Consider the following 26549-nt stretch of genomic DNA (forward strand, 5'->3'; position numbering starts at 1 on the left):
CTGACCGCATCGTGGCGGGCCCTTCCCTCCACCGATCGCATCGCGGTCGGCCCGTCCCCGGCGCGCAACGCCGTCGAAACACCCCCGCAACACCCCGTCGCTAGCTTCGACCCATGGGAGACCTCTTCGACGGATACGCGGGCCCGGCCATCGGGACCGGCACCGCCGGCGGTGCCGCCGCCCGGGCGCTGCGAGCCGTGCGCCCCGCCCGCGCCCCGCTCAGCGCCCACGCGGCCCCGCGTGCCTGGGACGAGATGTTCGACACCGACGGCCAGGCCCGCCGCGCCTACCAGGAGATCCACGCGACCCTCCAGGGCATGACGCAGGACGACCTGCGGCACCGCACGGCCGCCCTCGCCGACTCGTACCTCGCGCAGGGCGTCACCTTCGACTTCGCCGGCGAGGAGCGCCCGTTCCCCCTCGACGCCGTGCCGCGCGTCGTCGAGCAGCCCGAGTGGGTGGGCGTCGAGCAGGGCGTGAAGCAGCGGGTCAAGGCGCTCGAGGCGTTCCTCTCCGACATCTACGGCGCTCAGCGGGCGATCGCCGACGGGGTCATCCCCGCGAGCCTCGTCACCAGCTCGAGCCACTTCCACCGCCAGGCGGCGGGCATCGAGCCCGCCAACGGCGTACGGATCCAGGTCAGCGGCATCGACCTCATCCGCGACGAGGCCGGCGCCTGGTGCGTCCTCGAGGACAACGTCCGCGTGCCGAGCGGCGTCAGCTACGTCATCTCGAACCGGCGGGTGATGGCCCAGACGCTGCCCGAGCTCTTCGTCTCAATGAGGGTGCGGCCGGTCGGCGACTATCCCAACCGCCTCCTCGCCGCCCTGAAGAAGAGCGCGCCGTCTGGCGTCGACGAGCCCACGGTCGTCGTGCTCACCCCCGGCGTCTTCAACTCGGCGTACTACGAGCACACCCTCCTCGCCCGGCTGATGGGCGTCGAGCTCGTCGAGGGGCGCGACCTCTACTGCTCGGGCGGCCGCGTGTTCATGCGCACCACGGGCGGCCCCGAGCGGGTCGACGTGATCTACCGCCGGGTCGACGACGAGTTCCTCGACCCGCTGCAGTTCCGCGCCGACTCGGTGCTCGGCTCGCCCGGCCTGCTGATGGCCGCGCGCCTCGGCACCGTGACGATCGCCAACGCCGTCGGCAACGGCGTCGCCGACGACAAGCTCGTCTACACGTACCTGCCCGAGCTGATCCGCTACTACCTGGGCGAGGAGGCGTTGCTGCCGAACGTCCGCACCTGGCGCCTCGAAGACCCCGGCGCCCTCGAGGAGGTGCTCGACCGGCTCGACGAGCTCGTCGTGAAGCCGGTCGACGGCTCCGGCGGCAAGGGGCTCGTCGTCGGCCCCGCGGCCAGCCGCCGCGAGCTCGACGACCTGCGCTCGCGCCTGCAGGAGGACCCGCGCGGCTGGATCGCGCAGCCCGTCGTCCAGCTGAGCACCATCCCGACCCTCGTCGAGGACGGCCTCCGCCCCCGGCACGCCGACCTCCGCCCGTTCGCCGTGCACGACGGCGACGACGTCTGGGTGCTGCCCGGCGGCCTGACCCGGGTCGCGCTGCCCGAGGGCCAGCTCGTCGTCAACAGCAGCCAGGGCGGCGGCTCGAAGGACACCTGGATCGTCGGCGGCGACGTCAACGCCTGGGCCGGCCACGACGTGAGCGCCCTCATCGCCGAGCAGACGACCCCGACGGAGGCGATCGCGATCATCCCGCCGGAGGTCGCGGCCGCAGCGGCCGACCACAGCCCCGACCACGCCCCGCAGGACGACCCGCGCAACGACCAGCAGGCGCAGCAGCAGCAGGAGCACGTGCAGCAGCAACAGCAGCAACGGACGCAGGAGGCGCGGGCCGGGACCGCGCGCCGCCCCGCGCCTCCCACGCCCACCGCCACCATCACCACCGAGAGGGCATCATGCTGAGCCGCATCGCCGAGAGCCTGTTCTGGATCGGCCGCTACATCGAGCGGTCGGACGGCACGGCGCGCATCCTCGACGTGCACCTGCAGCTGCTGCTCGAGGACCCGTGGATCGAGGAGGACGCCGCCTGCCGCAGCCTCCTGTCGGTGATGGGCAGCGACGCCCCCGCCGACGTGCAGCTGACCCGGGCCGACGTGCTCGCCATGCTCGCGGTCGACCGGCACAACCCCGCGTCGATCGCCTACTCGCTCGGCGCCGCCCGCGAGAACGCGCGCCGGGCCCGCGAGATCGTGTCGACCGAGCTCTGGGAGTGCCTCAACACCACCCGCGCCCGCATGCCGCGCAAGGTCGCGGGCGACAAGGTGCACGAGTTCTTCGGCTGGGTGCGCGAGCGCAGCGCCCTCGCCGTCGGCATCATCGAGAGCGCCACGAGCCGCGACGAGGTGTGGCAGTTCTTCACCCTCGGCCGGTCGATCGAGCGGGCCGACATGACGGCTCGGCTGCTCGCGACGCGCACGCTGACCGAGGCGTCGGGGCCCTCGTGGACCACGATCCTCCGCTCGTGCGGCGCGTACGAGGCGTACCTCCGCACGTACCGCGGGGTGCCGAGCGCCCGCAACGCGGCGGAGTTCCTGCTGCTCGACCGCCTCTTCCCGCGCAGCGTGCTCTTCGTGGTGAGCAGGGCGGAGGCCTGCCTCCGCGAGGTCGAGCCGACGAACCACCGGGTCGCGGCGTCCGACAGCGGCGTGCGGATCCTCGGGCAGATGCGCAGCGAGCTCGAGTTCCGGCCGATCGGCGACATCATCGACGACCTGCCGGCGCAGATGGACGCCGTGCAGGCCGCGACGAGCGCCGCGTCGGAGGCGATCCGCCAGCGGTACTTCCCGACGAGCGCCGCGCCGACCTGGGTGGGGGAGCGGTCGTGAGCCGCCTGCGCATCCGCCACGTCACCGGCTTCCAGTACGCGGGAGAGGCCGTGGCCAGCTACAACGAGGCGCGCATGCTCCCGGCGCACACCGAGGGGCAGTACGTGCTCTCGTCGCACCTGCGCATCGAGCCCGTCGCGGGCGCCCACGAGTACGTCGACTACTGGGGCACGCGCGTCTCGTCGTTCGAGGTGCTGCTGCCGCACCGCCAGCTCTCGCTGACGGCGACGTCGCTCGTCGAGGTGCGGCCGGTGCAGCACCCCGACTCCCAGATGGACTGGGACGACCTCGCCCGCGTCGCCGGGGCCACGACCGAGTTCGTCGAGCACCTCGAGCAGACGCCGCTGACGGCTCCGCCCGCCGACCTCGTCGCGCTGGCGATCGAGACGCGGGGCGGGCAGGCGTCGCCGTGCGCCGCGGCCCTCGCGATCTGCGAGGCGGTGGGAGGCGCGGTGCGGTACCTGCCCGGCGTCACCAACGTGAAGACCACCGCCGCCGAGAGCTGGGCCGAGCGGGCCGGGGTCTGCCAGGACATCGCGCACATCACGGTGGGCGCGCTCCGCGCCGCGGGCGTGCCCGCCCGGTACGTGAGCGGGTACCTGCACCCGAAGCCGTCGGCCGAGCTCCGCGAGACGATCGTGGGCGAGTCGCACGCCTGGGTCGAGTACTACTGCGGGTCGTGGCACGGCTACGACCCGACGAACCTCATCGACATCGGCGAGCGCCACGTCGTCGTCGGCCAGGGCCGCGACTACCGCGACGTGCCGCCGCTGCGCGGGGTGTACGCGGGGTCGGGGGCGTCGAAGCTGTTCGTCACGGTCGAGATCACGCGCGAGGCTTAGCGCGGGCGCGCCGCGAGGCGTCCGGCGTCAGCAGCGGGCGAACGAGTACCCGGGGTCGTCCGGCGTGACGAGGTCGCGGTCGCGCACGACCGTGCTGCGCGGCGTCGACGACCGCGAGCACAGGCCCGCGACGGTGTCGCGCAGGTCGTCGACGTACTCGATCGCGAGGACGCGCTCGCCGTAGACGTCGGTGTAGGCGGGGCACTCGTCGTAGCGGTCGCACTCCTCCACGACGGCGAAGTCGTAGCCGATCTCGTCCCGGCCCCGCGCCTCCAGCTCGGCGGTGTTCTTCTGGCCGGCGAGCAGGCCCGCGTCGTGCGCCTGCCCGACGAGCAGGGTCGCGAAGGCGACGGCGTCGTCGAGGCCGAAGGCGCCGTCCGAGCGCGTGTACGAGTCGAGGTTGTCGAACTCGACGGCGTCGAAGCCGTCGTCGGCGCAGGCCTGCACCGTCGCGCGCATCCGGTCGGCGACGGCATCCCGCGTCGTCGCGCTCGCCAGGTCGAAGAGGTGCTCGTCGGGCCAGCCCGGGTCGACGAGCAGCTCGCCGGAGGCGCGGTGCACCAACAGCTCGTCGGGCCACTCCACGCCGGGCTGCGTCTGGAACCCGTTCACGTAGCAGACGTCCCAGGTGCCGGGGGCGGGCTGCTCGGTGCTGTCGCGGGCGACGATGCCCGTGCCGGCCGGGGGGTCGTAGGCGCCGCCGAGCTGGTAGTCGAGGGCGGCCCCGACGGGGAAGCCGTCGGCGTCGGGCGTCGCGGTCGGGGTCGTCCCGACGACGGTCGGGTCGTCGTCGACGTCGAGGGTGAGGCTGGTCGCGCAGCCCGTCAGCGCGAGGGCCAGGGCGAGCGCCCCGACGACGGCGGCGGTGCGGCGGAGGCGGGGCGCGCCTCCTCGGGGCGGGGTGTCGGGCATGCGGCGAGCCTACGGCGAGCACGACGCGGACCCGCACCGCGTCTCGGCCGGGGCACCGCGCTCGTGGCTCGGCGTGGGTCACGCGGAGCCGGGGGGCCGTGACGCGGGTCAGTGGCGGTGGGCGCGCGCGGCGAGGACCCCGGCCGGGGCGACCCACGACGACCGCGCGGCGGCGGGAACGGGATAGGCGCTCGGCCCGGCGAGGTCCGGGGCGACGGGAGCACGGTGCTGGCCGACGGTCGGCGCGGCGCGGACGGCCCGCTCGGGCGCGACGGTCGCTGCCCGGTCGCGGTGGTCGACGGGGGCCGGCGCCGGGGACGCGCCCGGGGTCGTCGTGGGGGGAGCGGACGCCGTGTCCCGAGCTCGACCCTCCGGTGCCGCCTCGGTCGGCGGCACCGCGCCGAGCAGTCGGTCGGCCGCCGCCACGAGCAGCACCGCCGCCCCGCCGAGCACGATGGCGACACCGAGCAGCCACACCGCCGCGGTGACGAAGTCGAGCCGGCCCGCGCGGATCCCGTCGGGGCCGAACGCCCCCTCGCGGATGAGCGCGACCGTCGCGATCCCGCAGATCGTCACGCCGACGGCGGTGGTCGCCAGGGACGCGCCCGTGGCCGTCGTGAGCCTCTTCTGCATGCGGCGCCTCCCGTCGACGGGGCGGCGTCGGTCGGCGACCGCGCGGCGACTCCCTCGTCGGGGGGACTGTACGCCCGCCCCGCCCGCCGCGGAACCCCCGAGCCGCCCGACGCACCCGCCGCCGTCACACCCGACACCCGGGCCCCACCGGCACCAGGTCCGGGGACCTTCCGGAGGCGTCGCGTCACGTCCTGCGCATCGCGTCACGTCCTGCCGTGACGTCACGCCCAGACCGTGACGCGACGCCCGCGCCTCAGCTCGTGCGCGCTGCCGCCTCGTCGGCCTCCATCGCATCGGCCGTCTCCGCCCGCGCGGTCTCCGCCCGCGCCGCGGCGGCCCGCGCCCCGGCGGCCCCGTCCCCGTCGTGCTCGACGGCGAAGTGCGGCAGCGGCGGCAGGTGCGGCAGGTGGGGGGCACGGCGGGCGGGCGGCGCCGGGGAGCCGGCCCGCGCCTCCTGCGCGGCGGTCGGCTCGACGGGCACCCGGCGCACCCGCAGGTGCTGCGCGCGCACCAGCCACGTGATCGCGATGCCCGCCGCGACGAACCCGGCCGCGGCGGCGACGCCGATGGCCCAGCGCGGCCCGAACGTGTTCGCCACCCAGCCGACGACCGGCGCCCCGAGCGGCGTGCCGCCCGTGAAGATCGCCATGTACAGCGCCATGACGCGGCCGCGCATCTGCGGGGCCGCGCTGAGCTGGACGGTGCCGTTCGCGGTGGTCATGAGGGTGATGGACGACAGGCCGACCGTGACGAGCACCGCGGCGAAGCTCCAGTAGGTGGGCATGACGGCGGCGACCGCGCAGGTCACGCCGAACGCGAGGGAGGCGAGGACGAGGATGCGCATCCGTGGCCGTTCCCGTCGGGCCGAGAGCAGCGCCCCGGCCAGCGACCCCACGGCGATGCACGACGAGAGCAGGCCGAAGCCGCTCGCGTCGACGCCGAACTCGACGCTCGCCATCGTCGACGTGAAGATCGGGAAGTTCAGGCCGAAGGTGCCGATGACGAAGATCATCGTGAAGATCACCATGAGGTCGGGGCGGCCGCGGACGTAGCGGAACCCCTCCTTGATCTGGCCCTTCGCCCGCGACACCGGCGGCTTCGCGAGCAGCTGCGCGACCCGGATGAACCGCAGCGACAGCAGCACCGCCGCGAACGACGCCGCGTTGATGAGGAACACCCACCCCGTGCCGACCGTCGCGATCAGCACCCCGGCGACGGCGGGGCCGAGGAGGCGCGCGGCGTTGAACGAGGCCGAGTTCAGCGAGACCGCGTTCGCCAGGTGCCCCGGCGGCACGAGCTCGGAGACGAAGCTCTGCCGGATCGGGGCGTCGATCGCGTTCGCCGTGCCGAGCAGGAGCGCGAAGACCCAGACCATCCAGAGCTGGGCGACGTCGGTGAGCACGAGCAGCCCCAGCGCCAGCCCCAGCAGCCCCATCGTCGCCTGCGTCAGCATCAGCATGCGTCGCCGGTCGAACCGGTCGGCGATGAGCCCGGTGACCGGCACGAGGAGGATCGGCGGCGCGAACTGCAGCGCCATCGTGATGCCGACGGCGGTCGCGTCGTGGTCGGTGAGGTGGGTGAGGACGAGCCAGTCCTGCGCGGTCGACTGCATCCACGTGCCGGTGTTCGAGACGAGGGCGCCGCCGAACCACAGGCGGTAGTTGTAGAGGCTCAGCGAGCGGAACATGGCGCTCACGAGCGGGTCAGCTTCCGCAGGACGGCGGTCGCGTCGGCGAGGGTGCGACGTTCGTCGGCGCTGAGCGCGGCGAGGCGCGGCACGAGCCACTCGTCGCGGCGACGGCGGGTCTCGAGGACGAACGCGGCGCCCGCGGGCGTCGTCTCGAGCACGACCCGGCGGCCGTCGGCGGGGTCGGGGCGTCGCGTGAGGAGGCCGGCGTCGACGAGCTTGCCGACGGTGCGGTTCATCGACGGCGGGGTGACGCCCTCGTGCTCGCCGAGCTGACCGATCGTCAGGGGCTCGGCCTGGAACACGTAGCCGAGGGCCGCCATCTGCGCGTCGGTGACCTCGGTGTCGGCCTTCTCCTGCCGCAGGCGGCGGGCGAGCCGCAGCACCGAGCCGCGCACCTCGCTCGAGAGCTGGGCGTGCGCCACCGCTCGCTTCGGGGGGTCGGTCACGTCGCTCAGGTCGGTCATCGCCGGCCAGCCTAGGCATTTAGCTCGGCTAAGTAAATAGTTCGACCCGATAAGCGACACGTGTTGAATCGAGGAGGCGCCGGGCGTATCGTCGAGGACGGCTCACCGACGAGCCCACCACGCAGACAGAGGAAGAGGGACGTCATGTCCAGGTTCGACAGCAAGACCGCGATCGTCACGGGCGGCGGCAGCGGCATCGGCGCCGCGATCTCGAAGGCGCTCGCGAGCGAGGGCGCCTCGGTCGTCGTCACCGACATCAAGCTCGACGCCGCGCAGTCGGTCGTCGACCAGATCACCGCCGCGGGCGGCACCGCGTCGGCGTTCGAGCAGAACACCGCGGTCTGGGAGCACTCGGAGGCGGCCGTCGCGTTCGCGAAGGACACCTACGGAGCCCTGCACCTCGCCGTCAACAACGCGGGCATCGGCGCCGCGCCGCAGACGATCGGCGACTACGACATCGAGGCGTGGGACCGCGTGCGCGCGGTCGACCTCGACGGCGTCTTCTACGGCCTCAAGTTCCAGCTGCCGGCGATCGTGGAGGCCGGCGGCGGAGCCGTCGTCAACATGGCGTCGGTGCTCGGCACGGTCGGCATGGCGCACAACGCGGCCTACGTCACGAGCAAGCACGCGCTGGTCGGCCTGACCAAGGTCGCGGCCCTCGAGTACACGGCGCAGGGCGTCCGCACGAACGCGGTCGGCCCCGGCTTCATCGACACCCCGCTCGTGCGCTCGGGCCTCTCGACCGAGCAGCTCACCGCGCTCGAGGGCGAGCACGCCGCGGGTCGCCTCGGCACCGACTCGGAGGTCGCGGCCCTCGTGCTGTTCCTCCTCAGCCCCGAGGCCTCCTTCATCTCGGGCAGCTACCACCTCGTGGACGGCGGCTACTCCGCGCACTGACGCCCCGCGTCGGCGCCGCGCGCCCGCCGCGTCCGCGCCGCCGATCTGCCGAGGGCAGGCAGGCAGGCGAGCAGCGCGCTTCAGCGCCGCTTCAGCGGGGCCGCGCCAGGATGGGCACCGGCGGGCAGGGTGCGCGCGGGGGAGGTCGGCCGTGCGCGTGCTCGTCGTCGAGGACCAGGCGACCCTGGCCGAGGGCCTCCGCATGGGCCTCGAGGCCGAGGGCATGGCCGTCGACGTGGCAGGGAACGGCGTCGACGCCCTCTGGCGCACCCGCGAGGGCCGCTACGACGTCGTCGTGCTCGACATCATGCTGCCCGGCATGAGCGGCTACGCCGTCTGCCGCGCGATGCGCGAGGGCGGCGACTGGACCCCGGTCATCATGCTCACGGCCAAGGACGGCGAGTGGGACCAGGTCGAGGCCCTCGACACGGGCGCCGACGACTACCTCACGAAGCCGTTCTCGTTCGCGGTGCTGCTCGCGCGCCTCCGGGCCCTGGTCCGCCGCGGCGCCCGTGAGCGGCCGGTCGTGCTCGAGGCCGGCGACCTCCGGCTCGACCCCGCGTCGCGCAGCGTGCACCGCGGCGACCAGCCGATCGAGCTGACCAGCCGGGAGTTCGCGGTGCTCGAGTTCCTCCTCCGCCGCGCCGGCCAGGTCGTCACGAAGCGCGAGGTGCTCGACGGCGTCTGGAACGACGACTTCGAGGGCGACCCCAACATCGTCGAGGTCTACGTCCGGCACCTCCGCAACAAGGTCGACCGGCCGTTCGGCCGCGAGGCGATCGTCACGCTCCGCGGTGCCGGATACCGTCTGGAGGCGCGGGGTGGCTGACCGCAGCGCGCCCGTCCCCGGGGCGCCCGCCGCGCCTCCCGGGGCCCGGCCTCGTCGCCGTGCCTCCCTCCGCCGCCGCATCACGACCGCCGCGGTGCTCGCGGTCGCCCTGACGCTCGGCGTGTTCACGCTCGTCTTCGCGCTCGTGCAGCGCGCGGTGCTCGACGACGCCCCGCGGTCGGCCGCGACGTCGGACGTCGACCGGGCCGTCGCCGCCCTCGAGACGGGCTCCACGCCGGCGGCGGCGGTCGCCGGGGAGGCCGACGGTGCCGTCGTGCTCGTCGTCGACGACACCGGCGCGCTGCTCGCCGCCGGGGGAGAGGACGACCTCGTCGAGCGGGCCGGCTCCCTCGTCGACGCCTCGTCGGGCGACCGGGTGCGGCTCGACGACGAGTGGTACGTGGTCGAGCGCGACGGGGCCGACGTCGCGGTGACGGCGAGCCCGAGCCCGAGCGCGAGCCCCAGCCCGAGCACCGACCCGGCCCCGAGCGCGTCGGCCTCGTCCGGCCGCGGTTCCGACGACGCCGACGACCTCGATCCCGACGACGACCCGGCCGGTGACGACCCGACCGACGACCGCGACGACGCCGACACCGCCGACGACGCGACGGACGACGCGAGCGACGACTCGACCGAGGCCGCTGCGCCCGTCGTCGACCGCGCCTCCTGGTCGGTGGTGGCGGCGCGCAGCGTCGAGGAGTCGCAGGCGGCCGCCTCGGCGAGCCTCGTGACGCTCGGGGTCGCGATCCCCGTGGCGTTGCTCGTGCTCGGCGTGACGACCTGGCTCGTCGTCGGGCGGGCGCTGCGCCCGGTCGAGACGATGCGGCGCGAGGTCGCCGAGGTCACCGCCGCGAACCTGTCGCACCGCCTGCCCGACCCAGGCGGCGGCGACGAGGTCGCGCGGCTCGCCCGCACGCTGAACGGCATGCTCGACCGGCTCGACGCCTCGGCCACGGCGCAGCGACGCTTCGTCGGCGACGCGTCGCACGAGCTCAAGACGCCGCTGGCGACGATCCGGCAGCACGCGGAGGTCGCGCTGCTGCACCCGGAGGCGGTCGACGGCCGGGCGCTGGCGGGCACCGTCCTCGGCGAGGAGGCCCGGCTGACGGCGCTCGTGCAGGGCCTCCTCGTGCTCGCGCGCGCCGACGAGGGCGCGCTCGGCGTCGCGCGGCGACCGGTCGACCTCGACGACCTCGTGCTGGCCGAGGCGTCCCGGCAGCGGGCAGCCGCGGCGGCGGCGTCGGCAGCAGCAGCCGAGGCCACGGCCACGCCCGCGGCGACCGGCGCCGCCGCCCCGCTCGTCGTCGACGCGACCGGCGTCGGCCCCGCCCGCGTCGTCGGCGACGAGGGCCTGCTCGGCCAGGTCGTGCGGAACCTCGTCGCCAACGCCGCCCGCCACGCCGCCGCGACCGTCGCGATCGGCCTCGTCGACCGCGACGGGCGGGCCGTGCTGACGGTGGACGACGACGGCTCCGGGGTGGCCGAGGCCGACCGAGAGCGGGTCTTCGACCGGTTCGTGCGGCTCGACGAGGCCCGCGACCGCGACGCGGGCGGCAGCGGCCTGGGGCTCGCGATCGTGCGCGAGATCGTCCGCGTCCACGGCGGCTCGGTGCGCGTCGAGGCCTCCCCGCGCGGCGGTGCGCGCTTCGTCGTCGAGCTGCCCGCGGCTGGCTGAACGTCCCTTCAGCGGGCTTCAGTTCCGCTTCAGCGCTCCCTCGAGAAGCTGTCTCCATCAGCTCGACGACCTCCTCCGGGAGCCCCGCCGAGCCCCGACCGGCCGCCCGCGGCCCCCTCGAACGGAGACACCATGCCCACGAAGAAGACCCTCCTCATCGCCGGCGGCATCGCGGCGGCCCTCGTGCTCGCCGGCGGCGGCGTCGCCGTCGCGTCCACGGTCGGCGACGACGACCGCGTCTCCGCCGCCACGAGCGACCAGGCGCGGGAGGCGGCGCTCGCCGAGGTCGGCGGAGGCACCGTCACCGAGGTCGACCGCCTCGACGACGGCCTGCCCGGCTACGACGTCGAGGTCACGACGACCGACGGGCGCGAGGCGCACGTGTTCCTCGACGACTCGTTCGCCGTGACCTCGAGCCGCGTCGACGACCGCCGGGACGGCGACCGCGACCGCGGCGGGGACGACGACGACCGCGACGACGCGACGTCCGCGGCGAGCCCGAGCAGCGGCGCCGGCCCCTCCGACGACGCGAGCACCGGCTCCGACGACGTCACGGGCGCCGACTACGACGACGCCTCGGCGGCCGCGATCGCCGCGGCCGGCGGCGGCACCGTGACCGACGTCGACCGTGACGACGACGGCGACGTGGCCTACGAGGTCGACGTCCGCCTCGACGACGGCACCGAGGTCGACGTCGACCTCGACGCGGCCTTCGGCGTGCTCCGCACCACGGTCGACGACCGCCGCTGACCCGCGGGGGCCGCGCCGCGCCTCCCCGGGGCGGTCGGGTGCGACACTGGCCGCATGCCCGTCTTCTCCGCAGCCCGCGGCGACCACACGTTCGTCGATGCCCACGGCGTCACCGTCCACTACTACGTCTGGCGGGCGGGGGCGCCCCGTGGCGTCGTGCAGCTGCTGCACGGCGTCGGCGAGCACGCGCTCCGCTACGAGCGCCTCGCGCAGGAGCTCGTCCGCGCCGGCTACACCGTCTACGCCGACGACCACCTCGGGCACGGCGCCACCGGCCTCGGCCAGTGGGACGGCGACCACGCGAAGCTCGGCCGCCTCGGCCCCTCGGGCCTCGCGGGAGCGGTGGAGGCGGTGGTCCGGCTCACGGGCATCGTCCGCGAGCAGGAGCCGGGCCTGCCCCTCGCGGCGCTCGGCCACTCGTGGGGCTCGCTCATGCTGCAGAAGATCGTGAACCGGCAGGCGTCGCTCTACGACGCGGTGGTGCTGAGCGGCACCGCGTACCGGATGCCCGGCAGCATGAACGGCGGCGACCTCAACGCCCGCCACGCCCACCTCGGCAGCACGGGGTTCGAGTGGCTGAGCCGCGACCCGGCCGTCGCCGAGGCGATGAGCGTCGACCCGCTCGCCGTCGACGCCAAGGTCGCGAAGCTCTTCGGCTACCGCGACGCGGCCCGGCTCTTCGGCCGCCCGGCGAAGCAGCTCGACCGCGACGTGCCGGTGCTCATCCTCGTCGGCGACGACGACCCGCTCGGCGGTGAGGAGAGCGCCCGCAAGCTCGCCACCGCCTACGCCTCGCGCAGCGGACTCACCGACGTCGAGCTCGTCGTCTACGCGGGTGCCCGCCACGAGGTCTTCCAGGAGACGAACGCGGACGAGGTCACGGCCGACCTCGTCGCCTGGCTCGACGCCCGCCTAGGCTGACGACCATGCACGGTGAGTACAAGGTCCCTGGCGGCAAGCTCGTGGTGGTCGACCTCGAGGTGCGTGACGGTCGCATCGCCGACTTCCGCCTCGCGGGCGACTTCTTCCTCGAGCCCGACACGGCGCTCGACGCGATCGACCGGGCGGTGAACGGCCTGCCCGCCGAGTCCGACGCCGCGACGATCGCCGACGCGGTGAAGCGCGGGCTGCCGGACGACGCCGTCATGCTCGGCTTCTCGGCCGACGCGGTCGCCGTGGCCGTCCGCCGCAGCCTCTCGCGGGCGACCGACTGGCGCGACTACGACTGGCAGGTCGTGCACGACGGCCCCGTCTCGCCGAACATGCACCTCGCCCTCGACCAGGTGCTCACCGAGGAGGTCGGGGCCGGCCGCCGCGGACCGACCCTCCGCTTCTGGGAGTGGGACCAGCCCGCCGTCGTCATCGGCAGCTTCCAGTCGCTCCGCAACGAGGTCGACCCGGAGGCCGCCGAGCGCTTCGGCTTCGAGGTCGTGCGCCGGATCAGCGGCGGCGGCGCGATGTACATGGACGCGCAGTCGATCGTCACGTACTCGCTCTACGCGCCCGGCGAGCTCGTGCAGGGCATGAGCTTCGCCGACAGCTACGCCTACCTCGACGAGTGGGTCATCACGGCCCTGAGGTCGCTCGGCATCGACGCGTTCTACCAGCCGCTCAACGACATCACGAGCGCGAAGGGCAAGATCGGCGGCGCCGCGCAGAAGCGCCTCGGCAACGGAGCGCTCCTCCACCACGCCACGATGTCGTACGACATGGACGGCGAGAAGATGGTGCAGGTGCTCCGCATCGGCCGCGAGAAGATGAGCGACAAGGGCACGACGAGCGCGGCGAAGCGCGTCGACCCGCTCCGCAGCCAGACCGGCCTGCCCCGCGCCGAGATCATCGAGCGGCTCAAGCAGACCTTCACGGGCCTGTACGGCGCCACGCCCGGCCACGTCACCGACGCCGAGCTCGCCGCCGCGGAGGAGCTGGTGGCGACGAAGTTCGCCACGCCCGAGTGGCTGCGCCGCGTCCCCTGACCCGCGGAGGCGCGCCTCCTCTCCGCCGCGCCGATCGACCCGCCCCACGAGGAGGCGCGGTGCCGCCCGGCTCCGCCGCGGCGGCTCCCGGCAGGGTCGCCCTGGCTAGGGTGTCTGCGTGGACCTGGTGATCGGCGGTGCGGTGGTGCTCGGGCTCGTGGTGGTCGGGACGGTGCTGCACCGGCTCGGCGTGATCGACCTCAGCGACAAGAGCCGCCGCGGCGGCTCGGGCGGGGGAGGCGTCGCCGGCATCGGCGACGAGGTGTTCTCGCCGACCCGGTACGAGGCCCAGGTCGAGCTCGACCGGCAGACGATCCTGCCGGCTCCCGCGCCCTTGCCGGGCGACGGCGACGGCCGCGGAGACCGTGGTCGGCACGTGCCCGACCTGGCGTCGCGCGTGACCATCGACCTGCGCGACCGCGACTGAGCCGGCGGCGCGCTGCGGGACGCTACCTGCCGCGGCGGCGTCACCCGCGCCTCCGGCGTCGGGGTGGTCAGGGCTGGCGGCGCAGCAGCTCCTGGTAGTCGACGTGCTCGTCGATCCACTCGACGACGAACGGGCAGAGCGGCACGACGCGGCGGTCGGACTCGGCCCGCACGTCGTCGAGCGCGCCCTGCACGAGCTGCGCCCCGAGGCCCGCACGGCGGCGGCTCGGCTCGATCTCGGTGTGCGTGAACCGGATCTCGTCGCCCGCGACGTCGTAGGCGGCGAAGCCGATGGTCTCGCCGTCCTCGACGAGGGCGTACTGGTTCTGGGCGGGGCGGTTCTCGACGGTGACGCTCATGCGGCCGAGGATACGCCCGGCGGCCTGGGCCTGGGCCTGGGCCCGCGGTCCGCGGCCGGCGGTCCGTGGTCCGCCGCCTCGGTCCGCGGCCACGTCCGCCCTCCCCACCCGACAGAATGGGGGGCATGCCCGTCGACTGGACCGCCGCCTCCCCGAGCCTCGTGGTGCACGGCGACAACCTCGACGCGACGCGCACCCTGCCCGACGGCGCCTTCACCGTCGTCTACCTCGATCCGCCCTTCAACACCGGGCGCGCCCAGACCCGCCGCTCGACCACCTCGACCCGCAGCGTCGAGGGCTCGATCACCAGCATCACCGGTTTCAAAGGGGTCGCGTACGAGCGCATCCGCGGCGACCTCATGCGGTACGACGACCGCTTCGACGACTACTGGACCTTCCTCGAGCCGCGGCTCGCCGAGGCCTGGCGGCTGCTCGCCGACGACGGCACGCTCTACCTGCACCTCGACTACCGCGAGGCGCACTACGCGAAGGTGCTGCTCGACGCGCTGTTCGGCCGCGAGTCGTTCCTCAACGAGATCATCTGGGCGTACGACTACGGCGCGAAGAGCCGGGCGCGCTGGCCCACGAAGCACGACACGATCCTCGTCTACGTGAAGGACCCGCAGCGCTACTGGTTCGACTCCGAGACCGTCGACCGCGAGCCGTACATGGCGCCGGGGCTCGTCACGCCCGAGAAGGTCGCCCGGGGCAAGCTGCCGACCGACGTCTGGTGGCACACGATCGTCTCGCCGACCGGTCGCGAGAAGACCGGCTACCCGACGCAGAAGCCCGAGGGGGTGCTGCGCCGCATCGTGCAGGCCTCGTCGCGCGAGGGCGACTGGGTGCTCGACTTCTTCGCCGGCAGCGGCACGACGGGCGCCGTCGCGGAGGCGCTCGGTCGACGCTTCGTCCTCGTCGACAGCAACGAGGAGGCGGTGGGGGTCATGCGCCGGAGGCTCCCGTCGGCCTCGTTCGTCGTCGCCGAGCCCTCGGCGACCGGTGCCGCCCCGGAGGCGTCGGCGAGCTAGCGGGCCTCGTCGTGCCCTTGGTCGTCGACCTCGATCGCCGACGTCATCTCGGTGAGGAAGCGCACCACGGCGGCCGACTCGTCGGCGCTCATCGACTCGGCGGCGTGGATCATGCGGGCGTGCATGCTCGCCATCGTCGCGCGCACCTCGCCGTCGGAGTCGCCGGTGGCGGTCAGCAGCACGCCGCGCTTGTCGGTCGGGTGCGCGTGCCGCAGCAGGTGGCCGCTCCGCACCAGGCGGTTGATCAGCACGGAGGTGGAGGCCGAGGTGATGCCGAGGCTGTCGGCGAGCTCCTTCGCGCTGACCGTCTCCGCGCGGCGCTGGGCCCGCAGCAGGAAGCGGATGGCGGCGAGGTCGGTCTCGCCCATCTTCATCGAGGTGCGGGTGCGCCGGCGCATCTCGGACTCGGCCGCGCGGTAGCGACGGAGGGAGTTGAGCACCTCGACCCCGCGCTCCTCGTCGGTGGAGGCGTACCAGTAACCGGAGGCGTCGTAGGTCGGGTGAGGCCGGTCAGACATGCTAGTCAGCCTAACGACCCGGCCCGGGGACGAGAAGAGGGCCGCGCACCCGGGGGTGCGCGGCCCTGGTCGTCTGGCCTCCCACGTGAGCTTCACGGGCAGGGTACGCCGGGGGCGAGACGACCGACTCGGGAGGCGACGAGCGCCTCCGACCCGGGCAACGTTACCCGTCCTCCGGGCCCGGCGCGGTCAGGAGCCTCGGAGGCTGCCGTTCTCACCCGGGCGGTCGCGATCGTCACCCGGCGCGGTCGCCGCCGTGGTCGCCGCCGCCGCCGAGGTGCGGACGCTCCCGGTGTCGGGCGCGACCAGCGCGCCGGTCGCGGCCGCCGCCTCCTGGGCCGCCACCGCTGCCGCGGCCGACGCGGCCTGGGCGTCGTCGTGGGCCTCGTCGATGGCCGACTTCTGCCGCAGCGGCGTCGCCTTGAGGAAGAAGCTCAGCACGAACGCGACCAGCACGACGGCGAGGGCGACCCAGAACACGGTGACGGCCGCGCTCGCGAACCCGTCGAGGAAGGGCGCCGCCAGGCGGCGGTCGGCCGTGTTGAGGAACGACGTGTTGCCGTTCAGCGCACCGCTCACCGACGAGGTGTCGCCGCCCTGCGCCGCCTGGTACAGCTTCAGGATCGACGCGTTTCCCGGATCGGCGACGACCGCCGGGTCGGCGAGGGCGCTCTGCACGTCGCGCTGCAGCGACGTGTCGACGAAGGCCGCCGCGATGGTCTGGGGGATGCGCGAGAACAGCACCGAGAAGAGCACGGCCGTGCCGAGGGTGCCGCCGATCTGGCGGAAGAACGTCGAGGCCGACGTCGCCACCCCGATGTCGCGCGGGCCGACCGAGTTCTGCGACGCGATGGTCAGGGTCTGCATCAGCTGACCGAGCCCGAGGCCGACCAGCAGCATGCCGATCATCATGAACCAGTAGGGCTTGTCGTACGAGAGGTTCGTGAACCAGAAGAAGCCGAGCGACATGAACGCGGTGCCCGTGATCGGGAAGACCTTGTAGCGCCCGGTGCGCGAGATGAGCTGGCCCGAGACGATCGACGAGATCATCAGCCCGGCGATCATCGGCAGCATCTGGAAGCCGCTCTCGGTCGGGGTCGCCCCGTTGACGAGCTGCAGGTACAGCGGCACGGTCAGCAGCGCGCCGAACATGCCGAACCCGACGAGCACGCCGAGCACGGTCGACATCGAGAAGGTCGGGCTGCGGAAGAGCTTGAGCGGGATGAGTGCGTCGTCGCCCATCGCCCGCTCGATCGCGACGAACGAGGCGATGCCGACGGCGCCGACGACGTAGCAGGCGAGCGCGCCGGGCGACGACCAGCCCCACTCGCGGCCCTGCTCGGCGACGAGCAGCAGCGGCACGGCGGCGACGATCACGGCGGCGGCCCCGAGCCAGTCGATGCGGACGTTCTCGCGCCTCTTCTGCCCGGGGATGTGCAGGAACTTCACGACGACCGCGAGAGCGACGATGCCGATGGGGATGTTGATGAGGAAGACCCACCGCCAGCCCGTGACGAACAAGATCTGGTCGGCGCCGGCGAACAGGCCGCCGACCAGCGGCCCGATGACGCTCGAGACGCCGAAGACGGCGAGGAAGTACCCCTGGTACTTGGCCCGCTCGCGCGGGGCGAGGATGTCGCCCATGATCGTCAGCGGCAGCGCCATGAGCCCGCCCGCGCCCATGCCCTGGATCGCCCGGAAGATCGCGAGCTGGTACATGCTCTCGCTGAACCCGGCGGCGAGCGAGCCGACCAGGAAGATCGAGATCGCGATCAGGAAGAGCGGGCGACGGCCGAAGATGTCGCTGAGCTTGCCGTAGATCGGCGTGGAGATCGTCGAGACGATCAGGTACGCCGTCGTGACCCAGGCCTGCAGGCTGAGGCCGTCGAGGTCGTCGGCGATGGTCCGCATCGAGGTGCCGACGATGGTCTGGTCGAGCGCCGAGAGGAACATGCCGGCCATCAGGCCGAAGATCACGAACAGGATCTGCCGGTGGTTCATGAGCCCCTGGCGTTCGACGGGGGCGGTGGTCGTGCGTGACATGGAGCTGCTTCCTGGAGCGGACTGCGGAGCGGGACCGGGCGAGAGGGGACCGCGGGAGGCGCGGTTCGGCACGGCGCGGAGGGACCGCCGCGCAGACATTGCGTAGTACGCAGAAGTTACTGCACTGCACGATCCTCCGCCAGGCGTCCAGGGCCCCGTAGCCTGGGGGCATGCCGGCGCACCGCTCGAGACCCGTCCGCGCGATCACCACGGCCGTGGGCCTCGTGCTCGTGACGGCCGTCGTCGCCGGCTGCACGGGGGGCGACGACGGCGGCGGCGGGACGACGGCCACCGGCACCGCGCCTCCGGCGGGGCCGTCGTCGTCGGCCACGTCGAGCGCCGCGCCGACCGACGACCCGACCGACGACCCTCCGGAGGAGACCGTGGCCCCCGAGCCGAGCGAGACGCCCGCCCCGGGCTTCGACAAGACGGCGATGTCGATCGACGACCCCGCCAGCCTCTGGGTCGTCAGCGACAAGCTGCGGCCGCTGCAGCCGAGCGACTACGCGCCGAGCGACCTCGTCACGATCGCGGTGCCGTCGCAGAACCCGCCGGTCTTCCGCGCCGAGGCGGGGCAGGCGCTGCTCGACCTCGTCGCGGCGGGCGAGGCGGCGGGCGCCGGGCAGTTCCAGGTGCAGAGCGCGTACCGGTCGTACGCGACGCAGGTCAGCGTCTACGGCGGCTGGGTGCAGCGGCTCGGGCAGGCGCAGGCCGACATCCAGAGCGCGCGGCCCGGGTACTCCGAGCACCAGACCGGGCTCGTCGCCGACATCAGCCCGATCCCGCTGAGCTGCGCGCTGCAGGCGTGCTTCGGCGACACGCCCCAAGGGCGGTGGCTGGCCGAGAACGCCTGGCGGTACGGCTGGCTGCTGCGCTACCCGGCCGACAAGACGGCCGTCACCGGCTTCACGTACGAGCCCTGGCACTTCCGCTACGTGGGGGTGCCGCTCGCGACCGAGATGCACGAGACCGGCGTCACCACCCTCGAGGAGTTCTTCGGGCTGCCGGCCGCCCCGACCTACGCCGGCTGAGCCGCGCAGGTCGGGGTCACGGTCACTTCTTGGGGTAGACCGCGGCGAGGCCGGCGGCGTCGCCGACGCCCTTGAGGCGCGACGAGAAGTCGCACGGGGGGATGGACGGCTTCATCGTCTGGCCGGTCGAGGCGGCGACGTGGCCGAGCCCGAGGGCGTGGCCGAGCTCGTGCGAGGCGGCCGTCGACAGGTCGTAGCGCGTGCCCTTGCAGCCGGTGGCCGACGTGCTGGAGAACCACGACTGGGTGGTCGAGAAGGCGATGTCGGCCTCGAGGATCGTCGACCCCGAGTACACGACGCAGGTCAGGCCGAGGATGCCCTTCGGGAGCTGCTGCCAGCCGACGACGTTGACCTTGTCGCGGGAGCCCGTGCACGAGCCCGCCGTGGTGATCGCGGGTCGGGCCGTCGTCGTCCCGGCGAGGACGGCGGAGGCGCGGGTCGCGACCGTCGCGCCGGCGCCGCATCGCGTCCCGCCGGAGGCCATGGACTTGAAGGCCGCGTCGATGACGGAGGTCGAGTTCGACGACGGGCGACCGCTGTCGTTCGACTTCCACGTGTAGGCGCCGGGCCACGACCGGCCGGTCTTGACGAAGGCCGTGCGGGCCGAGGCCGCGCACGAGGTCGAAGTGGGGACGGCGGCGGTGGCGGCGGTGCCGAGGGCGCCGGCGTCGGCGTGGGGCGCGTGCGCCTCGTGCGCCTCGTGCGCCTCGTGACCGAGCAGCACCGAGACGCGGCCGGCGGCGGTGCGCTGCACGACGGCGTCGGCGTCGGAGGCGTCGTCCGCTCCGCCGGCCGCGAGGGCGTCGAGCGCGAGGGTCGTGCCGGCGGCGGGCACGCCGATGGTCCGGCCGTCGCCGATGTCGATGGTCACGCCGGCGTAGTCGCAGGTGCCGGTCAGGTCGGCCGCCTGCTCGACGGTCACGACCGCCACGTCGGTGCACGCGACGGGTGCGGCGCTCGGGGTCGTCGGGGTCAGGGGTGCCGTGGCCGAGAGCACGCCGGCGACGAGCGCCACGGCGGCAGCCAGGCTGCTCACCGTCGCGACGAGGTGCGTGCGGGTCGGCCGACGACGGATCGAGGAGGCGCGCTCGGGGCTGCGCGCATCGGTGGTCTTCACGTCGGGTCGTTCTCCAGTGTCGGGGTCGGGTGGTGTGCCTGACGCCGGGTCTGCGGAGGCACGATCGCGAGCGTATGCAGACGCATGGAGTTGAGGTCGACCCCAGAACGAGGCCGTTCGGTGGCGCCCCGCATGGCTGCGTGCGGGAGTGGCCGGAGAACGAACGAAGGACGCCGGACCGCGGCGGTCTCCCGCTGCGGTCCGGCGTCCTCGTGGTGCCGGTGCGTGGTGGTGCTGGTGGGGCTGGTGGTGCTTGTGCCGCTTACGCGCCGAGGGCGGCGTCGACGATCTCCTTCGCCTCGGCCTGCACGCGCTTCAGGTGCTCGGGGCCCTCGAACGACTCGGCGTAGATCTTGTAGACGTCCTCGGTGCCGCTCGGGCGGGCCGCGAACCAGGCATTGTCGGTGACCACCTTGAGGCCGCCGACCGAGGCGCCGTTGCCCGGCGCCTCCGCCAGCTTCGCCGTGATCGGGTCGCCGGCCAGCTCGGTCGCGGTGATGTCGTCGCCGCTCAGCTTGCCGAGGCGCGCCTTCTGCTCCTTGCTGGCGGCGGCGTCGACGCGCTCGTAGACGGGGTCGCCGAACTCCTCCGTCAGCTCGACGTAGAGCTGCGAGGGGGTCTTGCCCGTGACGGCGATGATCTCGCTGGCGAGCAGCGCGAGCAGGATGCCGTCCTTGTCGGTCGTCCAGACCGTGCCGTCCTTGCGGAGGAAGGAGGCGCCGGCGCTCTCCTCCCCGCCGAAGGCGACGGAGCCGTCGACGAGGCCGGGCACGAACCACTTGAACCCGACCGGCACCTCCCAGAGGCGACGACCGTGCTTCGCGGCCACCCCGTCGATGATGCTCGACGAGACGAGCGTCTTGCCGATCGCGGCGTCCTCGCGCCACTGCGGGCGGTGGGTGTAGAGGTAGTCGATGGCGACCGCGAGGTAGTGGTTGGGGTTCATGAGGCCGCCGTCGGGGGTGACGATGCCGTGGCGGTCGGCGTCGGCGTCGTTGCCGGTCAGCACGTCGAACTCGTCCTTGCGGTGCACGACGCTCGCCATGGCGGAGGCGCTCGACGGGTCCATGCGGATCTTGCCGTCCCAGTCGAGCGTCATGAAGCGCCAGGTCGGGTCGACGCCGGGGTTCGTGACCGTCAGGTCGAGGCCGTAGACGTCGCGGATCGCGCCCCAGTACTCGACGCTCGCGCCGCCGAGCGGGTCGGCGCCGATCTTCACGCCCGCCGCCTTGATCGCGTCGATGTCGATGACGTTGATCAGGTCGCCGACGTAGCCGCGGAGGAAGTCGTGGCGCCCCGGGCTGCCGTCGCCGCGCACGACGTCGACGCTGCCCGCGGCGATGATCTCGTTGGCGCGGTTCGCGATCCAGCTCGTGGCGTCGCTGTCGGCCGGGCCGCCGTGCGGCGGGTTGTACTTGAAGCCGCCGTCGCGGGGCGGGTTGTGGCTCGGGGTGACGACGATGCCGTCGGCCTTGTCGGCGTGCGACGGGTCGTTGTTGTAGACGAGGATCGCGTGGCTCAGCGCGGGGGTCGGCACGTAGCCGCCCTCGGAGTCGGCGAGGATGTGCACGCCGTTGCCGGTCAGCACCTCGATCGCCGTGCGCTCGGCGGGCCCGCTGAGGACGTGCGTGTCGCGACCGATGAAGAGGGGGCCGGTGATGCCCTGCGACGCCCGGTACTCGACGATCGCCTGCGTGACGGCGGCGATGTGGGTCTCGTTGAAGGCCGCGTCGAGCGACGAGCCGCGATGGCCGGAGGTGCCGAAGACGACCTTCTGCTCGGCCTTCGAGACATCGGGCACGAGGCGGTAGTAGGCGTCGACGACCTCGGTCGTGTCGATGAGGTCGCTTGCTTCTGCGGGTGTTCCGGCGCGGTCGGTCATGGGGTCATCTTGGCACCCGCCACCGACGGCCGTCCCAGGGCGACCGGCTCGCTCAGTAGGCTCTCGGTCATGCCGACCCGCGCCTCCTCGTCCTACAGCTACCTGGGGCCGGCCGGCACCTTCACCGAGGCGGCTCTCAAGCAGGTGCCGGAGGCGGTCGGCGCCGACTGGCGGAGCGTCAACAACGTGGGGGAGGCGCTGGCCGACGTCGTCTCCGGACGCAGCACCGCCGCGATGATCGCCATCGAGAACAGCGTCGAGGGCGGCGTCTCGGCCACGCAGGACGCGCTCGCGACCGTGCCGGGGCTCCGCATCATCGGCGAGTACCTCGTCGCCGTCGACTTCGTGCTCGTGGCGCGGCCCGGCACGACGATCGACGAGGTGCACGTCGTCAACGCCCACCCCGTCGCGTACGCGCAGACGCACCTCTGGCTCGAGGCCCACCTGCCGGGCCACGGCCATCTGCCCGCCACGTCGAACGTGGCCGCGGCGGCCGACCTGCTCGCGGGCCCGGCGGGTGCCGGTCGCGCCGACGCGGCGGTCGCGCCGCCGACGATCACCGAGCACCACGACCTCGCGGTGCTCGCCGAGGGCATCGGCGACAACCGCAACGCGGTCACGCGCTTCGTCCTGGTCAGCCGCACGGTCCCGGTGCCCGCCGCGACCGGTGCCGACAAGACGAGCCTCATCGTCGAGCTGCCCGAGGACGGCGCCGGCGCCCTCGTCGACATGCTCGAGCAGTTCGCGACCCGCGGCATCAACCTCAGCCTGATCCAGTCACGGCCGATCGGCGACGCCCTCGGCCGGTACCGGTTCGTCATCGACCTCGAGGGCCACGTGCTCGACGAGCGGGTCGCCGACGCCCTGCTCGGGCTCAAGCGGTTCAGCCCGAACGTGATCTTCCTCGGGTCGTACCCGCGGGCCGACGGCCGACCGGTGGCCGTGTCGCCGCGCTACGACGACGAGGCGTTCGTCGACGCCCGCGACTGGCTGCGCGCGCTCGTCACGGGCGCCGAGTCGGCCTAGCCGGCCTGGCCGACCTGGTCGGGTCAGCTGTCGCTGGGCACCCGGACGGTGAGCGCGCCCGGGTCGACGACCGCGCGCAGGGCGACGGTCTTGCCGACGGAGTCGCCGTCGATCTCGAAGTCCTGCGGGGAGTCGAGGCGGACGACGAGCTTCTTGCCCTTCGTGTAGCGGAGCGTGCGCACCTCGCGGTGGTTGGCGGCGAGGATGCGGCGACCGACCTGGCTGCGGCGCAGCACGCCGTTCTCCCACACGATCTTGAGCCAGATCTGGACCCAGCCGAAGAAGCCCTCGGGGCGCAGCGCGACGATGTCGAAGATGCCGTCGTCGACCGCCGCGTCGGGCAGCAGCATGATGTTGGCCGGCAGCAGGCCGCAGTTGCCGACGATGATCGTGTGGGCGCGCATGGTCTTGCGACCGCCGTCGTCGAGCTCGTAGCGCACGTCGATCTTGTTGTTGTCGCGCAGGGCACGGGCGATCGCGTCGACGTAGGCGAGCCACCCGACGCGCTTCTTCAGCTCGTCGTTCGTGTTCGCGAGCATCTTCGCGTCGAGGCCGACCCCGGCCATGACGACGAAGGCGAAGGTCTCGCGCTCGCCGTTCTCGCGCTCGACGTCGACGACGCCCAGGTCGATGTCGCGGTCGCGGCCCCGGAAGGCCGTCGCGATCGAGTCGTCGAGGTTGTCGAGCGACAGGTCGAGGTTGCGGGCCAGCAGGTTGCCCGTGCCCGAGGGGAGCAGCCCGAGCGAGGCGTCCTTGCCGCGGAGCGCCTCGGCGACCGCACGGACGGTGCCGTCGCCGCCGGCCGCGATGACCATGTCGGCACCTGCCTCGAGGGCCTCGGCCGTGACCCCGCCTCCCGGGTCTTCCTTGCTCGTCTCGTAGAACAGGGTCTCGGCCCAGCCGGAGTCGCTCTCGTGGCGGGCGATCGCGGCCTTGACGGCGTCGATGTCGACCTTGATCGGGTTGTACACGAGGGCAGCGGTCTTCTGCCCGGCACCGGCCGAGGAGGCCTGCTCGGCCTCCGGCGTCGAGGCGTGCTCGGCGGGGGAGGAGGAGGGGGAGGTCGTCATCTGCTCACCGTACCGGCGGGGCCCGGCGGAGGTGACGGTCTCGGGGACGCGACGGGGGACGGAGCGCGGCCCGCGCCTCCCGGGGGAGGGGCGGCGTGGGGGCGGTGGGCAGCGGCTGTGGAAGGGACCCGCCGTCGGACGCGGTCCCTAGGATGGACGGGTGATCGATCCCCAGCTGCTCCGCGACGACCCCGACCTCCTCAAGGCGAGCCAGCGTGCGCGGGGCGACTCCGAGTCGCTCGTCGACGACGCGGTCGCCGCCGACGCCGCCCGACGTGCCGCCATCACGGCCTTCGAAGAGCTGCGCGCCGAGCAGAACGCCTTCGGCAAGACCGTCGCCAAGGCGCCGAAGGAGGAGAAGGCCGCGCTCGTGCAGCAGGCCCAGCAGCTCGCGGGTCGCGTGAAGGAGGCGCAGGCCGCGTCGACCGAGGCCGACGCGGTCTCCGACGCCGCCCTCCGCTCGCTCGGCAACCTCGTGGTCGAGGGCGTGCCCTCGGGCGGCGAGGAGAACTTCGTCACCCTGCGCGAGGTCGGCACCCGCCCGACCTTCGACTTCGAGCCGCTCGACCACGCCGACCTCGGCGAGAAGCTCGGCGCCATCGACATCAAGCGCGGCACGAAGGTGTCGGGCTCGCGCTTCTACTTCCTCCGCGGCATCGGGGCGCGCCTCGAGCTCGGCATCATGAACATGGCGCTCGACCTCGCGCTGCAGAACGACTTCGTGCCGCTGATCACGCCGACGCTCGTCCGCCCCGAGGTCATGGCGGGCACCGGGTTCCTGGGCTCGCACGCCGACGAGGTCTACCACCTGCCCGCCGACGACCTCTACCTCACGGGCACGAGCGAGGTGGCGCTCGCCGGGTACCACGCCGACGAGATCCTCGACGTCGAGGCCGGGCCGATCCGCTACGCCGGCTGGTCGACCTGCTACCGCCGCGAGGCCGGCGCCGCCGGCAAGGACAACCGCGGCATCCTCCGCGTGCACCAGTTCAACAAGCTCGAGATGTTCAGCTACGTCCACCCCGACCAGGCCGAGGCCGAGCACGACCGCCTCGTCTCCTTCCAGGAGGAGATGATGCAGTCGCTCGGCCTGAACTACCGCGTCATCGACGTCGCGGCCGGCGACCTCGGCTCGAGCGCGGCCCGCAAGTTCGACATCGAGGCCTGGGTGCCGACGCAGGGCACCTACCGCGAGCTCAGCAGCACCTCGAACTGCACGACGTTCCAGGCCCGCCGCCTCGACATCCGCTACCGCACCGAGAGCGGCAAGACCGCGCCCGTCGCGACGCTGAACGGCACCCTCGCTACGACCCGCTGGCTCGTCGCCATCCTCGAGACGCACCAGCAGGCCGACGGCTCGGTCGTCGTGCCGGAGGCGCTCCGTCCGTACCTGGGCGGCCTCGAGGTCATCGAGCCGGTCGCGTGAGCGACGGACCCGTGGTGCCCGACCGGGCCGTGACGCCCGACGAGCAGTGGCTCGTCTGCCTCGACGTCGACGGCACGATCATGCAAGAGAGCGGCGCCATCGGCGACGCGGTCGCCGAGCAGATCACCCGGCTCGCCGCCGAGGGGCACCAGGTCATGATCGCCACGGGGCGGTCGGCCTCGATGACCTTGCCGGTCATGGAGCGCCTCGGGCTCGTCTCCGACTACGTCGTGACGGCGAACGGCGCCGTGACGCTCGGCCGCGACCCGTCCTCGCCGACGGGCTACAGCCAGGTGCACGTCGAAGAGTTCGACGCCACCGAGGTGCTGACGACGATCCGCTCGAACCTCTCCGCCGGCGGCTACGCCGTCGAGGACCGGAACGGCATGCTGCGGTACTGCGGCTCGTTCCCCGCGATCGAGGCGGCGGGCAACGGCGAGAAGGTCGAGTTCGAGGCCCTGTTCGAGCACCCCGCGACCCGCGTCGTCGTGGTCTCGCCCGACCACGACACCGAGGACTTCCTCGAGGTCGTCGAGCGCATGGGCCTCTCGAAGGTCAACTACAACGTCGGCTGGACGGCCTGGCTCGACATCGCCCCCGACGGCGTGACGAAGGCCACGGCGCTCGAGCGCGTGCGGGAGTGGGTCGACGTGCCGCGCAGCCGCGTGCTCGCGGCGGGCGACGGTCGCAACGACATCGACATGCTGCGGTGGGCCTCCGTCGAGGGCCGCGGAGTCGCCATGGGCCAGGCGCCCGACGACGTGCTCGAGGTCGCCAACGAGCGCACCGGCACCGACCTCGACGACGGCCTCGCGACGGCGCTCGCGACGCTGTAGCCGTCGGCCGCGGTCGCGGCTGCGGCAGTGTCGTGCACGGGACGCGGTGCCGTGCGGCGAGGCGGGGGTCTCGGGGGCGGGAGCTGTCCGCCGGTGGCGGCCGCGCCTCCTCCGTTAGACTCGGCCCGGGATGCGCGGCCTCGGTCGGGCATGCCGGGAGGGCTGTCCGAGCGGCCGATGGAGCTTGTCTTGAAAACAAGTGGGCAGAGATGTCTCGTGGGTTCGAATCCCACGCCCTCCGCAAAAGCCAGGCCCCCTGAATACCCCCGAT

25 protein-coding genes and 1 tRNA gene are annotated in these 26549 nt (G+C 73.4%); 16 read left to right on the forward strand and 10 right to left on the reverse strand.

Going from position 1 to position 26549, the window contains the following annotated elements:
- Positions 1-113: 113 nt before the first annotated feature.
- From EDF38_RS00570 to EDF38_RS00580, 3 genes are read left to right on the forward strand one after another with little or no spacing between them, the layout of a single operon-like run.
- Positions 114-1925 (forward strand): circularly permuted type 2 ATP-grasp protein, encoded by a 1812-nt coding sequence (locus EDF38_RS00570; protein ID WP_123353477.1) that lies wholly within the window; start codon positions 114-116, stop codon positions 1923-1925.
- Complete coding sequence (locus EDF38_RS00575; protein WP_123353478.1) at positions 1919-2848, forward strand: alpha-E domain-containing protein; 930 nt, start codon at positions 1919-1921, stop codon at positions 2846-2848. Before EDF38_RS00570 ends, EDF38_RS00575 begins: the two co-directional genes overlap by 7 nt.
- Positions 2845-3690: a transglutaminase family protein gene (locus EDF38_RS00580; protein ID WP_123353479.1), complete on the forward strand. Its 846-nt coding sequence runs from the start codon at positions 2845-2847 to the stop codon at positions 3688-3690. The genes EDF38_RS00575 and EDF38_RS00580 overlap by 4 nt, the downstream gene beginning before the upstream one ends.
- Before the next feature lie 27 nt (positions 3691-3717).
- On the opposite strand, the gene EDF38_RS00585 is transcribed toward EDF38_RS00580, so the two are convergent.
- From EDF38_RS00585 to EDF38_RS00600, 4 genes are all read right to left on the reverse strand, one after another.
- Positions 3718-4602, reverse strand: coding sequence for an endo alpha-1,4 polygalactosaminidase (locus tag EDF38_RS00585; RefSeq protein WP_123353480.1), 885 nt, complete (start codon positions 4600-4602; stop codon positions 3718-3720).
- 108 nt (positions 4603-4710) lie between these two features.
- Complete coding sequence (locus tag EDF38_RS00590) at positions 4711-5235, reverse strand: hypothetical protein (RefSeq protein ID WP_123353481.1); 525 nt, start codon at positions 5233-5235, stop codon at positions 4711-4713.
- Between the two features lie 253 nt (positions 5236-5488).
- The gene (locus EDF38_RS00595) at positions 5489-6931 is read right to left on the reverse strand and encodes an MFS transporter (protein ID WP_123353482.1); all 1443 of its coding nucleotides are present in this window, start codon (positions 6929-6931) and stop codon (positions 5489-5491) included.
- Positions 6928-7389 (reverse strand): MarR family winged helix-turn-helix transcriptional regulator, encoded by a 462-nt coding sequence (locus tag EDF38_RS00600; protein WP_123353483.1) that lies wholly within the window; start codon positions 7387-7389, stop codon positions 6928-6930. Before EDF38_RS00600 ends, EDF38_RS00595 begins: the two co-directional genes overlap by 4 nt.
- A 144-nt stretch (positions 7390-7533) precedes the next feature.
- Here EDF38_RS00600 and EDF38_RS00605 point away from each other — a divergent pair, with 144 nt between their 5' ends.
- The 7 genes from EDF38_RS00605 to EDF38_RS00635 all read left to right on the forward strand — a co-directional run bounded on the left by EDF38_RS00605 (position 7534) and on the right by EDF38_RS00635 (position 13943).
- Positions 7534-8286 (forward strand): SDR family NAD(P)-dependent oxidoreductase, encoded by a 753-nt coding sequence (locus tag EDF38_RS00605; protein WP_123353484.1) that lies wholly within the window; start codon positions 7534-7536, stop codon positions 8284-8286.
- A gap of 151 nt (positions 8287-8437) precedes the next feature.
- The gene (locus EDF38_RS00610) at positions 8438-9115 is read left to right on the forward strand and encodes a response regulator transcription factor (protein WP_123353485.1); all 678 of its coding nucleotides are present in this window, start codon (positions 8438-8440) and stop codon (positions 9113-9115) included.
- The gene (locus tag EDF38_RS16130) at positions 9108-10790 is read left to right on the forward strand and encodes a HAMP domain-containing sensor histidine kinase (protein ID WP_233572091.1); all 1683 of its coding nucleotides are present in this window, start codon (positions 9108-9110) and stop codon (positions 10788-10790) included. The genes EDF38_RS00610 and EDF38_RS16130 overlap by 8 nt, the downstream gene beginning before the upstream one ends.
- A gap of 132 nt (positions 10791-10922) precedes the next feature.
- Complete coding sequence (locus tag EDF38_RS00620; RefSeq protein WP_123353486.1) at positions 10923-11540, forward strand: PepSY domain-containing protein; 618 nt, start codon at positions 10923-10925, stop codon at positions 11538-11540.
- Between the two features lie 54 nt (positions 11541-11594).
- On the forward strand, positions 11595-12461 hold the full coding sequence (locus tag EDF38_RS00625; protein ID WP_123353487.1) for an alpha/beta hydrolase: 867 nt from the start codon (positions 11595-11597) through the stop codon (positions 12459-12461).
- 5 nt (positions 12462-12466) lie between these two features.
- The gene (locus EDF38_RS00630; RefSeq protein WP_123353488.1) at positions 12467-13516 is read left to right on the forward strand and encodes a biotin/lipoate A/B protein ligase family protein; all 1050 of its coding nucleotides are present in this window, start codon (positions 12467-12469) and stop codon (positions 13514-13516) included.
- A 118-nt stretch (positions 13517-13634) separates the two neighbouring features.
- Positions 13635-13943 (forward strand): hypothetical protein, encoded by a 309-nt coding sequence (locus EDF38_RS00635; RefSeq protein WP_148061411.1) that lies wholly within the window; start codon positions 13635-13637, stop codon positions 13941-13943.
- A 67-nt stretch (positions 13944-14010) separates the two neighbouring features.
- Here EDF38_RS00635 and EDF38_RS00640 read toward each other — a convergent pair whose 3' ends face one another.
- A complete protein-coding gene (locus EDF38_RS00640; RefSeq protein ID WP_123353490.1) occupies positions 14011-14301 on the reverse strand; it encodes a GNAT family N-acetyltransferase in 291 nt (96 codons plus the stop codon).
- 125 nt (positions 14302-14426) lie between these two features.
- On the opposite strand from EDF38_RS00640, the gene EDF38_RS00645 reads away from it, so the two are divergent.
- Positions 14427-15329, forward strand: a complete 903-nt coding sequence (locus tag EDF38_RS00645; RefSeq protein ID WP_123354922.1) for a site-specific DNA-methyltransferase — start codon at positions 14427-14429, stop codon at positions 15327-15329.
- On the opposite strand, the gene EDF38_RS00650 is transcribed toward EDF38_RS00645, so the two are convergent.
- Both EDF38_RS00650 and EDF38_RS00655 read right to left on the reverse strand, forming a co-directional pair.
- A complete protein-coding gene (locus EDF38_RS00650) occupies positions 15326-15847 on the reverse strand; it encodes a MarR family winged helix-turn-helix transcriptional regulator (protein ID WP_123353491.1) in 522 nt (173 codons plus the stop codon). The two genes, EDF38_RS00645 and EDF38_RS00650, sit on opposite strands and share 4 nt — an antisense overlap.
- A 189-nt stretch (positions 15848-16036) precedes the next feature.
- On the reverse strand, positions 16037-17890 hold the full coding sequence (locus tag EDF38_RS00655; protein ID WP_233572092.1) for an MDR family MFS transporter: 1854 nt from the start codon (positions 17888-17890) through the stop codon (positions 16037-16039).
- Positions 17891-18060: 170 nt separating this feature from the next.
- Here EDF38_RS00655 and EDF38_RS00660 point away from each other — a divergent pair, with 170 nt between their 5' ends.
- Complete coding sequence (locus EDF38_RS00660) at positions 18061-18921, forward strand: M15 family metallopeptidase (RefSeq protein ID WP_123353492.1); 861 nt, start codon at positions 18061-18063, stop codon at positions 18919-18921.
- A 22-nt stretch (positions 18922-18943) separates the two neighbouring features.
- Here EDF38_RS00660 and EDF38_RS00665 read toward each other — a convergent pair whose 3' ends face one another.
- Together EDF38_RS00665 and pgm are read right to left on the reverse strand one after the other, a co-directional pair.
- Positions 18944-20038, reverse strand: coding sequence for a matrixin family metalloprotease (locus EDF38_RS00665; protein ID WP_123353493.1), 1095 nt, complete (start codon positions 20036-20038; stop codon positions 18944-18946).
- A 262-nt stretch (positions 20039-20300) separates the two neighbouring features.
- Positions 20301-21920, reverse strand: a complete 1620-nt coding sequence (gene pgm, locus EDF38_RS00670) for a phosphoglucomutase (alpha-D-glucose-1,6-bisphosphate-dependent) (RefSeq protein ID WP_123353494.1) — start codon at positions 21918-21920, stop codon at positions 20301-20303.
- Positions 21921-21989: 69 nt separating this feature from the next.
- Here pgm and pheA point away from each other — a divergent pair, with 69 nt between their 5' ends.
- Entirely contained in the window at positions 21990-22946 is a 957-nt protein-coding gene (gene pheA / locus EDF38_RS00675) for a prephenate dehydratase (protein WP_123353495.1), read from the forward strand.
- 23 nt (positions 22947-22969) lie between these two features.
- Here the strand turns inward: pheA and EDF38_RS00680 are convergent, their stop codons facing one another.
- Positions 22970-24016 carry a diacylglycerol kinase family protein gene (locus EDF38_RS00680; protein ID WP_123353496.1) on the reverse strand — a complete coding sequence of 349 codons (1047 nt, stop codon included), beginning with the start codon at positions 24014-24016 and terminating at the stop codon, positions 22970-22972.
- Between the two features lie 160 nt (positions 24017-24176).
- Here EDF38_RS00680 and serS point away from each other — a divergent pair, with 160 nt between their 5' ends.
- The 3 genes from serS to EDF38_RS00695 all read left to right on the forward strand — a co-directional run bounded on the left by serS (position 24177) and on the right by EDF38_RS00695 (position 26519).
- Positions 24177-25442 carry a serine--tRNA ligase gene (gene serS, locus EDF38_RS00685; RefSeq protein ID WP_123353497.1) on the forward strand — a complete coding sequence of 422 codons (1266 nt, stop codon included), beginning with the start codon at positions 24177-24179 and terminating at the stop codon, positions 25440-25442.
- Positions 25439-26278, forward strand: coding sequence for an HAD family hydrolase (locus tag EDF38_RS00690; RefSeq protein WP_233572093.1), 840 nt, complete (start codon positions 25439-25441; stop codon positions 26276-26278). The genes serS and EDF38_RS00690 overlap by 4 nt, the downstream gene beginning before the upstream one ends.
- Before the next feature lie 156 nt (positions 26279-26434).
- Positions 26435-26519: transfer RNA gene (locus EDF38_RS00695), tRNA-Ser, on the forward strand.
- The last annotated feature ends 30 nt before the right edge of the window (positions 26520-26549 follow it).

Origin of the sequence: Frigoribacterium sp. PhB160 (genome assembly GCF_003751785.1) — a bacterium.
GTDB lineage: Bacteria > Actinomycetota > Actinomycetes > Actinomycetales > Microbacteriaceae > Frigoribacterium.